Here is an 11,939-nt window from a genome sequence, read left to right as displayed (position 1 = left end):
CGTGTTATCCTCTAGGCAACTCGATTTCCTTATGATCACGGGATTCTTTGTACAAAATAATAGTGCTCCCGATGATCTGAACAAGCTCAGAACCTGTCTCCGCGGCCAGTTCTTCCGCAATTTCATGTTTGTCGTCCAAACAGTTGTTCAAAATTTGCACTTTCATCAGCTCACGCTTTTCAATCGCATCGTTGATGTGACGCATAAGATGCTCATTCGTACCGTTTTTGCCTACTTGAAAAACCGGGTCCAAATGATGCGCCATTGAACGCAAATATCTTTTTTGTTTACCTGTTAACATGTATATTTAACCCCTTCGTCGCCACATATGCAATGCAGCATTTCCATAATTTTAATGTACAATCTTACTTACGACAGGCTACTCAGCACAGCCGCTCTCATTTGCTCTACAGCAGGGACAACCCCTGTAAAATACTCAAAAGCCACAGCCCCCTGGTACACGAACATGCCCAAGCCCCCATGTACAGTGCAGCCGCGCTGTTCACGGCTTTCCCGTAAAAGTCTCGTTTCCAGCGGATTGTAGATCAAATCACTCACAATGATTCCCTCCGGAATCAAGCTCGTTTCCAGTGGAAGTTCATCCGATAAAGGGGACATTCCCACCGAGGTTGTGTTAATCAACACATTCACTGTGGCGAGCACGCTCTTGGCATCCTCGTTAGAATAACCCCTCACTGGGATCGCCTCCGTCGTCCACTCTAATGCCAGTTGCTCAGCTTTGTCACGTGTTCGGTTCAAAATAATAACCGATTCCGGTTGCTCCTCCAATAGAGCATGAATTACGCCACGAGCAGCCCCTCCGGCTCCAAGAACAGCAATTCTTGCGCCCTTCAAATCGACAGAAGTCTCTTCTTTGAGGGAACGTACGTAGCCAATTCCGTCCGTGTTATAGCCCTTGAGCCGTCCATTGTCGTTCACTATCGTATTGACAGCGCCAATGAGTCTGGCCCCTTCATCAATCTCATCCAGATATTTCATAACCTCGACTTTATGGGGAATCGTCACATTGACTCCGCGGAAATGCATAGCGCGAATCCCCTTCATGGCATCTTCCAGCTGATCCGGTTTGACATGAAGAGGTACAAAATCTCCTTCAATCCCCGCTGCCTGTAAAGCTATTTTATGCATAAGAGGCGATTTGGAGTGCTTGATCGGATCACCCAATACGCCCAATAGTACAAGACCTTGTTCGGTCGCTTCAGACTCCCCGCTGTTCATCGTTGCTCTCCCCCATATTGCAAAATATTAGGCCGCACAAATACATGAATGGCGGCAGGAACCAGTACCTGTTCCTTGCCGCCCTATAACATGGTTACAGCAACGTTATATCAACGCAGGCCGCAAAAGCACACGGACTCCCCGAGGAGCATGAACCGCAACCAGAGCTCCGTTCTCGCTATTCACTCTGATCCATCCCAAACCGGAAATGTAGATGTCCGATGGAGATTTGCGTGGAACGCGGAACTCATGTCTTGTCCATTCCGGCATTTCTGCCAATTGATCGCGTGTTGGCGGAGATAACAATTCCCCGGCATGATCAGCGAACAACTGATCAGCCCGCTCCAGCTTCGTGCGATGTATTTTAAGACCACCGTTAATATAGCAGGTAAATGATTGGTGCTGACCCTCCACAAAATCAAATCGGGCCATACCGCCGAAAAACAATGTTTGTCCGGCATCAAGCTGATACGCAGCAGGCTTCAGCGGCTTGTCCGGCATAATAGCACTCAAGTCCTGACGGGAGACAATCTCACTGAATCGCCAAGGGTATACAATACCCGGAGTATCAATAATGTGCTTGCCGTCGTCGAGCGGAATATTCACCATATCGAGTGTAGTCCCCGGGTAACGGGACGTTGTGAGTTCCTGCTCCATATCGCTATAATCACGAATCAAGCGGTTAATAAGCGTCGATTTACCCACATTTGTCGCTCCGACTACATATACATCACGGTTACCACGGAGCTCAGATACCACATCCAACAGACGGTCAAAGCCCTGATTTTTTTTAGCAGAGCACAGTACGATTTCTTCTGTGCGTAGTCCTTGCTCCTTCGCTTGCTTTTGTACCCAGTTACGCACCTTGTTCCAATTCGTTACCTTAGGCAGCAAATCGGTCTTGTTCACAGCCAGTATAACCGGATTGGAGCCTACAAAGCGTTGCAGACCGGAAATCAAGCTACCTTCAAAATCAAAAATATCTACAATGTGGATGACGAGCGCATCCTTGTCCCCAATCTGGCTGAGCAGCTTCAAGAACTCATCTTGATTCACCGTCACTGAAGACGTCTCATTATAGTTTTTGATCCGGAAGCAACGCTGACATATGACAGGTTCGCGAGTAAGCAATTTTTCAGGAATATATCCCGGAAGCTCCGGGCTAGTGGTCTGCACGGTGATACCGCAACCACTACATTTGACGGCAGTGCCGCCGTCAGGTCTTTCAGTCATTCTTCTTTTCCTCCTCAAGCCATAAGCCTTTCTTACGTAACCTTGTGAGCGCGATTCGCTCCAACCTCCGATTAAATCGGGTCATGACTCCTTCATCATGAATGGATATCGGTAGCACCAACACCGTATGCAATCCCAATCGGTTACCTCCCAATACGTCCGTCAACATTTGGTCTCCGACCATAATAGTCTCTTCCGGAGTCAGCCCCATCATACGGATGGCTCTACGAAAAGACGAGTTGGAAGGCTTCCGTGCGGCATGTATAAATTCAATGTCCAAAGGCGTAGCAAACACGGATACACGGTCCATATTGTTGTTAGACACGATGACAAGCTTAAAACCCGCCTGTTTGACCTTCTCAAACCAGGCCACCAGCTCGGGAGTCGCATTCGGCGCTTTTGCGCCGACCAGCGTGTTATCCAGATCCGTAATAATGCCGCGATATCCTTGAGCATACAAGCCTTCAAGATCAATATCAAAGACGGTATTCACCCGTAATTTGGGCATCAGCATTTCAAACAACGTCGGTCACCTCAGTTTCATACGACAAACTATACCATATTACTATGGCTTAGTAAAAAGCTATCCGCAACAAACGGACAGCTTTTTCACTAAATATATAGCTAAAGATTAAAATAGACGGCAAATTGAACCAAATCAAAAATAGACTAGTCTTGATCCTTCTGATCCGTCGCAGCTTTTCGTCCAGCCCATCGTTTTATCCATCCTTCTTTGTGTAACAGAGAGGCTTGCTGGCGAACCATATGCCAATCTTCTGCGGTTACGGATGAGGGACTATAACGCGCTTGTTCAAATCGTCCAAGCAACTGATGTAAAATAGAAGCTTGTTCCGGTACTTCTAGCGACCATCTATCAACTGATTCCCTCAGCGTCTCGTGACTGGCGCGGACAAATCCCTTTCTTCGCATGTACCTTAACCAGTGCTCAGTTTCGACGACCACCTTTTCATCCGGGGTCAGCGGCTTACCTCTGCGTAAACGCAGCAGATAAAAGTGAATGTCTGCCCGATTACGCCAGACGATATAAGCAGCCCACAGCAGCAGAATTGCAGCAGCAGAACCTATAATTACAGGATGAATCTTTGAACCTTCCTCCGGATCAGTCTGCGGGTTCTGCTCAGGCTGTTCTGGTTCAGGCTGATCTTTAACCTCTGGGGCTTCTGGAGTCTTTGAATCCTCCTGTTCCGTAAGCAGCGGCATATCAAAGCCAGGCGTAGCTTCTACAGGAACCCAACCGTATTCACCTAAATATACTTCCGCCCAGGAATGAGCATCCGCATTTGTCACGGAGTAAGAGGACATATTTTCGTCACCTTCGCCCGTTGTTGCATCATCTGAAAACGTCTGCTGACCAGGTGCATACCCTTTAACCCAACGGGCTGGAACCCCAACAGAGCGAGCCATCATGACTAATGAGGTGGAATAATAATCGCAATAGCCCTCCCGAATCTCAAACAGAAAGGCATCCACAAAATCTCTGCTTCTTTTCCGTGAGAGGTCCGGATTGTTCGTATATGCATAATTTTGCTGCAAATACTGCTGTAGTAATCCGACTTTTTCATATGGCGTTTTCGCCGTTGACGTTACGTTCTGAGCCAAATCACGAACCCGCCGTGGTAACTCATCTGGAATTTGTAGATAGGCTTCCTGTTTGTTTTTTCTGTACAACTCATTAAAAGTTTTTGTGCGTAGCTCTTTCTCAGGGATCACAGGGACATGTGATACCAGAGTATACGTTTTAGGATAAGCAGTTCTTCGGGAGGATGGATTCCAAAGCAGTTCCGCCTGTTCCGGGTTCCAACGTAACCCCTCTGCCCGTGAATCTCTGTCCACCGATTGAACACGCTGCACCGAATAGGCGCCAAACAGAACAGGATAGCTCTGGTCATTTTGCATCGTAATGGTCTGAACGACCTGCTCAGTCGAATGCCGCGTTTCTTGTGTGTTTTCAAGCTCTGCGGTCATCGGCACATCATTTAGCGTTTGATCATCGTTTCCCCCGTCACTCCAGCCTGTACCGGAATAGGTTCGTTTCGTTTCCCCCCGCCAATAGCTTCGTTGAGTGGTCGTGATGGTCATGACAGGAGAATAATCAAAATTAAAACCTCCACCCAACCGATTATCCTGGCGACTATACCCTGATGCGGTGTTCATCCGCTGATTCAGTGCCCCAGATCCATTGCTAATCCCGGCGGTGGTTGAGCTATTTCTCTGGGTCCACGCTGTATAGGGATCCGTCAAAGCTGGCTGTACCTCGGGCATATTGACACCAGCCATAATAATGAGCGCAAAAATGACCGCAATATTGGCTGCTATTTTATATGGATAGCGTCGAATATGCTTCCACCCTTGAGGATAATGCTGCCGAAAATACTGCAGATGCTGTGTCACTAGCCAACCCATACCAGCAAAGACGATCCAGGCAACCTCCTCCCACAACACAGTTGGCGTAAAGGAATCAAGCACTGCCAGCGCGGCGATATTAATACCCACAAAAACAAGAATCCGCTGTTTCGTTGTAACGATGAGCGGCACCATTTCAATAACTAGCCAAGCGATGAGGGAAAACCAAATATAAGGAGACATATTGGATATAAATTGGTCCAGGCGATTGGCTACCCCTCCGAAGGGGATAATGATGGAGTAAGACACCAATGTCCGATACAAAATAAAAAACAGCGCCGCCGCCTTAACAATAAATTCAATCCAAGGACGAAATGGTAGTACAATCTTCACAAGAGCCAGCATTGTAATGGTCATCAGTACAAGTGCTCTCGTCTCTTCCAGCCATAATTCGGAAGCAAAAGAAACCCATTGCATGGCAATAATAATAATCCATAAAAATGTAAAAGCGGGGGCCCAGGAACCCTTTAACGATTGTAACCAGCTCTTCATAGTGTCCCTCCCCCCATTACAGCCGGGAGCTCTTCAAGGCTCTCAACATCGTAGCCCTTGATTCCCCTTGCACGAAGCATGCTCATCCATTCTTCAGCTTCTCCCTCAGCAGAACCTTCTCCGATATAGACATGGCACGGAGTCATCCCTCGGGTATCGGCCCAACGAAGAAGCTCCATCGCCTGATAATCATTCAGCGGACTAATCAGTATAAAATAACAGCCTTGCGGAAACTGGCGCACACTGCTTTCTACAGCGGATTTCAAGCTACCTTGTGAAGTTGTGTGTATGTCTACCAAGTGATGCATCATTCGTTGTCGTTCCATTGTCTGCTCACTTGGCTGAAAGACAGTGCCTTTTTCTCCAGCTGTGCACAATCCAACCCCCATTCGCTCCCGTCCACCATATTCCAGCAATGAAGCGGTAGAGGATACAGCTAGCTCAAACTGTTCGGCGTTTACATAATGCTTCATGTGTACGTCCAGCACAAGCATCGTTTTTGGAACGGTCTCATGCTCGAATTCCTTGGATTTCCAGCTACCTGTACGAGCCGTCGCATTCCAATGGATGCGCGAAAACCGATCTCCATATACATAGTCCCGTACACCGTTAATTTGTGTCGTCTCACGCCGCGTTCGAGTTTGAACGGTCTGCGGTCCAGACATCCTTGAGCGACGGTCATTCATCTGCCAATACGGAATGAATACCGTTCGGGGCAGCACCCGAAATTCACCGCGTGCGTTCAAGCTGCCTTTGTGCTCCAACAGACCGAAGATGTCCTCACTCACACATTCAGTTTCCTCAAAGTGGTAGCTTCCTCGCTCTAAAGCGGGAGTCTGAAATGTAAGCTGACCGCCCCCTTTTAGACTAGGAATGACACTGTCCTCAAACGACCAGGATTCACCTGTATGCCGCTTGAGGACCTCACGGACAATGACATAGGGTAACGGAAGAAAACCAGGAATGCTGAGGCTCAGCTTTACATGCACCTGATCTCCCGCATGCAGCAGTTCTCCAAACTCCGAGCCTTGCGAAAGCTGCCGGGAGCCTTGCACACGGCGAACTCCACTCAGACCAACGATCCATAAATAAACGATTAACAGCGTAACCATAGACAACAGCATGACCGACGTCTTGCCGCCCTGAAACAACAAATATAGCAGGCACACCACCCATATGACCACCAGAAGCCAGATGCGGCCTGACAGCCGGGGAAGCCTGCGCTTCCTTTTGACCATATTCATTCCCTAAGGACGCTCCATTCGTACGGGTACATGAACCTGCCGAAGGACAGCTTGGAGCACGGACTGGGCATTGGAACTGTCCAGACGCGCCTCGGGACGCAGCAACAAACGATGCGTTAGCACATAAGGTGCCAGCGCCTTCACATCATCAGGCAGCACATAGTCACGGTTGTCCAGAAAAGCGTATGCCTTCGCAGCCATTACAAAAGCAAGCGCCGCCCGGGGGCTAGCTCCCAGCAGCACGGATGGATGTTCTCTTGTCGCACGCACGATATCAAGTAAATAGGACGTCACTGCTTCGTCCATATAAATTCCTCTAATTTCCTGCTGGATGTCAGCAACCTGCTCCATATGAGCTACAGCCTCCAGACGGTCTGCTGGCTGGCCTGCCTGATGATGAAGCAGCATGTTTCGCTCCGTCTCCATGTCAGGATAACCCAAGCTGATTTTGAGCATAAAACGATCTAACTGTGCTTCCGGCAGCATATAAGTGCCTTCAAAATCAATCGGATTTTGTGTCGCACACAGCATAAAAGGATGAGGCAACATATGAGTGTCCCCATCCACTGTCACACTGCGTTCCTCCATAACCTCCAGCAGAGCCGACTGGGTTTTCGTCGTCGCTCGGTTAATTTCGTCCGCCAGCAAAATATTAGTCATCACAGGACCCGGACGGAAATAAAAACGCTCGTCCCGTGGATGAAATATGGATACCCCTGTAATATCACTCGGGAGAATATCAGGATTACATTGAACACGGCGGTAATCACCGCGCATGGATTTGGCAAGCGCCTTGATCATTTGCGTTTTCCCCGTACCCGGAACGTCCTCGATCAGAATGTGTCCACCCGCCAGCATAGCCGTAAGCAGTAATTTTATTTCAAAGGATTTACCTAATATACATGATTCCAGATTAGAACGGATTGCAGATACAATCTGCACAGATTCTTGACGTACGGGCATAGCTCTGTAAACCTCCTAGATAGCAACATGTTTCCTATTATTGTACATGAAGGCGGGCACAGAGTACACTTAACCCCCTGCCCGTATTATTCAAACTCCATCCTTCTTTCGATCTTTCATGTGCAGAACAATTAAAAACCCTTCGGTCATTAGATCCGAAGGGCACATGTATATAATCATTTATTTTTATGTCATTTCTAAAGTACGCTGCTTTTATATGCTTCCTTTTGGACGAACAAACAAGCATGCCAGAAAAGAGAAAATAATCGCAGAGGAAATTCCTGCACTTGTCAGACTAAAGATCCCTGTAATGACACCCAACCATCCGTCCTTCTCCAATTCGGTTAATGCGCCGTGTACAAGTGAGTTACCAAAACTGGTAATTGGAATGGTCGCACCCGCCCCTGCAAATTTAATAAGCGGATCGTATATCCCAACAGCATCAGCAATTGCACCTGCAACTACCAACGTACTCATCGTATGTGCCGGCGTCATTTTGAACACATCCATCATCAACTGGCCCACGACACAAATGGCACCACCCACTAAAAAAGCCCATAGAAATATCATACCGTTCCTCCCGCTTCAAAAGCTACAGCATGTGCAACACAAGGAATGCTTTCACCCTGCTGTGTAGTCAAAGGAGATAATAACGCTCCGGTCGCCACGACCAGTACCTTTTGCAGCTCTCCTTTTTCGATCCGCTTCAACAAATGCCCGTAGGTTACAACAGCCGAGCAGCCACAACCACTGCCTCCTGCAATGACTTTCTTTTGCTTATTAATATCGTAAATCAGTAAACCACAATCATTAAATTCCGTCTGATTCATATCGAATCCATCTTTTTTGAGCAGCTCCTTGGCAATCGGTAGCCCCACTGAGGCTAAATCGCCCGTTACAATGAGATCATAGTAACCAGGGTCACGGCCAGTATCTCGAAAATGAGACAACAACGTATCCGCAGCCGCGGGAGCCATGGCTCCCCCCATATTAAAGGGATCTTTAATACCCATGTCCATTACACGTCCAATGGTAGCACAATCCACCACCGTCCCTGACTTGGCATGTCCTACAATTGCGGCGCCTGAGCCGGTAACAGTATACTGAGCCGTAGGGGGCTTCTGTGATCCGTATTCATTAGGATAGCGGAATTGTTTTTCTACAGTACAGTTATGGCTGGTCGTACCCGCCATCACGTAGTCACCGGCCTCTGAGTCCACAATAAGTGCGGCTAAGGCTAAGCTTTCCATTGATGTTGAGCAGGCTCCAAAAACACCCAAATAGGGAATGGCCAGCTTGCTAGCCGAGAAGGAGCTACTGATAATCTGATTCATCAGATCACCACTAATAAAAAACTGCACTTCTTCTTTGTTCAAATTGGCATTAATTAGCGCCAGCTCTGTAGAATGCTCAATCAATCTACGTTCCGCTTTTTCCCACGTTTTCTCGTTGATTTCTATATTGTCATAAATATAATCAAAATCTGTGGATAACGGTCCCTCTCCTTCATCCGGGCCCACAACGGTGGCACTTCCAATGATGCGCGGTCTTGATTCAAACTTCCAGGTTTGTCCTCCCTGTCTTCTCATAAGTGATTGCCTCCCACACCAAGGATGGCATATATAACGCCTACGATAAATGCGGCCACCACCCCGAATACGATAACTGAGCCTGCCAGCTTGAACATATTCGCGCCCACTCCGAGCACCAGTCCCTCAGAACGATATTCCAATGCAGCCGAACACATGGAGTTAGCAAAGCCTGTAATTGGCACAGCGGTTCCCGCGCCCGCCCATTGGGCAACCTTATCGTAAACCCCGATACAGGTTAATATGACCGCCAGCAAGATCATCATGGATGAGGTTGGCGGGGCGGCCTCCTTGGCTGATATGTGCATTCCTGCCATAAAAGCCTCTTGAATCGCCTGTCCAATCACACAGATCCCGCCTCCAACCAGAAAAGCGCGCACACAATTGGCAAATACTTTTCTCGAGGGTTCATGCTTTTGTGAAATATTCTGATAGTCCTTCTCATTTATGGACAGCGGCGACGTATTGGTACGAAAACCGCGCTGCCCTGATTTAGCTGGCATCATTCACCACCCCTTGTCTGTAAGTTTTCGCGCTTGGCGGTTCGAATTGCTTGGGTCTTTTTCATTATGAGCTTTTTGGAGAAATGTTATGTCAGGAAAATGATATCGTGGACATTCGATACAAATCCATTCATACTGAATACATGACGACCACTGGTTAATTAATAAGGAGTGAGGTATACATCATGGAATCAAAAACATTGGAATTGTTTAAAACCTTAACGGAGTTTCCTTCCATTCCTGGACATGAGCGTGAGTTGCGGGCATGGGTTAAGGAACGGATATCCGGTTATACCGATGAAATCGTGCAAGATCGATTGGGGAGTCTTTTTGGGGTGCTACGCGGTCAAGAGAGTGGACCACGAGTAATGGTGGCAGGCCATCTGGATGAAGTCGGTTTTATCGTGAATGGTATTACGGAAAATGGAATGATTCGTTTTCAGCCGGTTGGAGGCTGGTGGAGCCAAGCCATTATGTCACAACGTCTTCAAGTATTAACTCCAAAAGGCCCAGTTATCGGTGTAGTTGGCTCTGTCTCGCCTCATTTGCTGGATGAATCGCAACGCAGCAAACCTATGGACATCAAGCATATGTATCTGGATATTGGCGTAGACAGCAGACAAGAAGCGCAAGATCTGGGGATCGTACCAGGAACGGCCATTGCGCCGATCTGTGATTTCACTCCACTGGCAAATCCTAAAAAAATCATGGCTAAAGCGTGGGATAACCGCTACGGTGTAGGCTTGGCTATTGAACTACTTGAAGCGTTACATAAAGAAAAAGAAAAGCTTCCCAATACATTGTATGCGGGGGCCACTGTTCAAGAGGAAGTGGGACTGCGTGGTGCACGCACAGCGGCCAATCTGATTCAGCCGGATATATTCTTTGCACTGGATTGCAGTGCGGCTAACGATATGGGCGGCGACCCGAATGCTTACGGGCACCTCGGTAAAGGCGCACTGCTGCGGGTATTTGATCCGGGTATGATTACACATCGCGGAATTGTGGAATACGTGCAAGACATGGCGGAAACTCACAAAATCAAGTATCAATATTTCATCTCCACAGGGGGAACCGATGCAGGCCAAGTACACTTGAGCGGAATTGGCGTGCCATCCACCGTCATAGGCATCTGTGGACGATACATCCATACTTCCTCGTCCATTATTCACACTGATGATTATGATGCAGCCAAAGAGCTGATCATCAAGCTGGTTCAAAATCTGGATCGTACAACGCTGAATACCATTATTGAACGAGCCTAAGGTGTAACAGAGAATCGCAATCTATAAAAAAACAGTCAAGACACGTACAACGTGCATTGACTGTTTTTTTAATTTAATAGAAACAAAAGATAGAACATATCAAATCAAATGCTTATAACGAAGCAAAGCAATCACTACAAGTACAGCAGTTAAAGCAACGCAGACGTTTTCTACCTTAGCTCCCTTCCGGGTTCCAGTACTCATCAATTTAAATCGCAGCTTCCATTTAAACGGCGGCAAAGGTTTAATTCCATTATTCGTCAAGGAATCTGCCAGTAAATGCAGCAAGTACGCCATACCTCCAGCCAACCATATGCTGTCACCGTGCAAACGTGTCGTACCATAAAGCAGCGCAGTCCATGCGACGGTTCCGTATACCGTATGTGTCAGCCCCCGGTGTGGGACTAACGTACAAATGATCAGCAGACACCCGGCGATATAATTCCAAGGTGCATATGATTCTCCATACCAGGCTAGGCCGATACCAATTAAAAAGATAATAACCTTGCGCATGGATCGTGAAGGCATAAAAGAAGCACTGATCATCAGCAAAGCCAACACAAGATTCCATGGCGGTGGAGCCAAACGGGTGAAAAACACCCAACCAGCAGCCCCAATCATTAGAAGCTGTACGAGCCTAAGCATTTTGGTTGGTAGCGCTCGGCTCACGAGCATGGAGTTAGGCTCGTCAATATCCGGCAACAGTGAACCGACCACAGCAGCTGCCACGGCAGCCGGGGTCACTTCGTATCCACTTAGAGCTAATACCGACAGGGAGACCCCGGTTCCAATAATCAAATGGGCTCTTCCCATCATGGTGCAAAACATCCTTTCGTTGCAGCATACAACAGAGTTCAACATCACTCCATTTGAATCAGCATGATTCGATTGTATACGACAAACAAAAGGAGAACAATAGTTCGCTTATTCTATTTAAAAGACTTCATTCAAAAGTCCTAGTTTCGTCCCCATTATTAAACCCCTCCT

The 11,939-nt window shown here is 47.6% G+C and carries 12 protein-coding genes; 1 reads left to right on the top strand and 11 read right to left on the bottom strand.

Translation table 11 applies throughout. The annotated features are described in order from the left end of the window. Window positions 1–4: 4 nt before the first annotated feature. The 10 genes from yhbY to spoVAC all read right to left on the bottom strand — a co-directional run bounded on the left by yhbY (window position 5) and on the right by spoVAC (window position 9,687). Entirely contained in the window at window positions 5–301 is a 297-nt protein-coding gene (gene yhbY / locus MHB54_RS21945) for a ribosome assembly RNA-binding protein YhbY (protein ID WP_013311197.1), read from the bottom strand. A gap of 68 nt (window positions 302–369) precedes the next feature. Continuing rightward, window positions 370–1,239, bottom strand: a complete 870-nt coding sequence (gene aroE, locus MHB54_RS21940; protein WP_075154475.1) for a shikimate dehydrogenase — start codon at window positions 1,237–1,239, stop codon at window positions 370–372. Between the two features lie 105 nt (window positions 1,240–1,344). Further along, window positions 1,345–2,472, bottom strand: a complete 1,128-nt coding sequence (gene yqeH, locus MHB54_RS21935; protein WP_028540435.1) for a ribosome biogenesis GTPase YqeH — start codon at window positions 2,470–2,472, stop codon at window positions 1,345–1,347. Then, entirely contained in the window at window positions 2,465–2,995 is a 531-nt protein-coding gene (locus MHB54_RS21930) for a YqeG family HAD IIIA-type phosphatase (RefSeq protein WP_013311200.1), read from the bottom strand. Before MHB54_RS21930 ends, yqeH begins: the two co-directional genes overlap by 8 nt. A gap of 146 nt (window positions 2,996–3,141) precedes the next feature. After that, window positions 3,142–5,388 (bottom strand): transglutaminase TgpA family protein, encoded by a 2,247-nt coding sequence (locus MHB54_RS21925; RefSeq protein WP_053325803.1) that lies wholly within the window; start codon window positions 5,386–5,388, stop codon window positions 3,142–3,144. Then, complete coding sequence (locus tag MHB54_RS21920; RefSeq protein ID WP_023989535.1) at window positions 5,385–6,632, bottom strand: DUF58 domain-containing protein; 1,248 nt, start codon at window positions 6,630–6,632, stop codon at window positions 5,385–5,387. Before MHB54_RS21920 ends, MHB54_RS21925 begins: the two co-directional genes overlap by 4 nt. A gap of 3 nt (window positions 6,633–6,635) precedes the next feature. Beyond that, window positions 6,636–7,595 carry an AAA family ATPase gene (locus MHB54_RS21915; RefSeq protein WP_028540432.1) on the bottom strand — a complete coding sequence of 320 codons (960 nt, stop codon included), beginning with the start codon at window positions 7,593–7,595 and terminating at the stop codon, window positions 6,636–6,638. Window positions 7,596–7,808: 213 nt separating this feature from the next. Next, window positions 7,809–8,165 (bottom strand): stage V sporulation protein AE, encoded by a 357-nt coding sequence (gene spoVAE, locus MHB54_RS21910; RefSeq protein ID WP_013311204.1) that lies wholly within the window; start codon window positions 8,163–8,165, stop codon window positions 7,809–7,811. After that, window positions 8,162–9,184, bottom strand: a complete 1,023-nt coding sequence (gene spoVAD, locus MHB54_RS21905; RefSeq protein ID WP_023989537.1) for a stage V sporulation protein AD — start codon at window positions 9,182–9,184, stop codon at window positions 8,162–8,164. The genes spoVAE and spoVAD overlap by 4 nt, the downstream gene beginning before the upstream one ends. Then, a complete protein-coding gene (gene spoVAC / locus MHB54_RS21900) occupies window positions 9,181–9,687 on the bottom strand; it encodes a stage V sporulation protein AC (RefSeq protein WP_023989538.1) in 507 nt (168 codons plus the stop codon). Before spoVAC ends, spoVAD begins: the two co-directional genes overlap by 4 nt. Before the next feature lie 185 nt (window positions 9,688–9,872). Between spoVAC and MHB54_RS21895 the strand changes: the two genes are divergently transcribed. After that, window positions 9,873–10,952: a M42 family metallopeptidase gene (locus MHB54_RS21895; RefSeq protein WP_023989539.1), complete on the top strand. Its 1,080-nt coding sequence runs from the start codon at window positions 9,873–9,875 to the stop codon at window positions 10,950–10,952. A gap of 99 nt (window positions 10,953–11,051) precedes the next feature. Here MHB54_RS21895 and MHB54_RS21890 read toward each other — a convergent pair whose 3' ends face one another. Then, on the bottom strand, window positions 11,052–11,768 hold the full coding sequence (locus tag MHB54_RS21890) for a metal-dependent hydrolase (RefSeq protein ID WP_069080368.1): 717 nt from the start codon (window positions 11,766–11,768) through the stop codon (window positions 11,052–11,054). Window positions 11,769–11,939 lie beyond the last annotated feature (171 nt).

It is taken from the genome of Paenibacillus sp. FSL M7-0802 (assembly GCF_038004945.1).
In the GTDB taxonomy this organism is placed as follows: Bacteria; Bacillota; Bacilli; order Paenibacillales; family Paenibacillaceae; genus Paenibacillus; species Paenibacillus polymyxa_B.
This window is presented reverse-complemented; position numbering and strand designations above follow the sequence as displayed.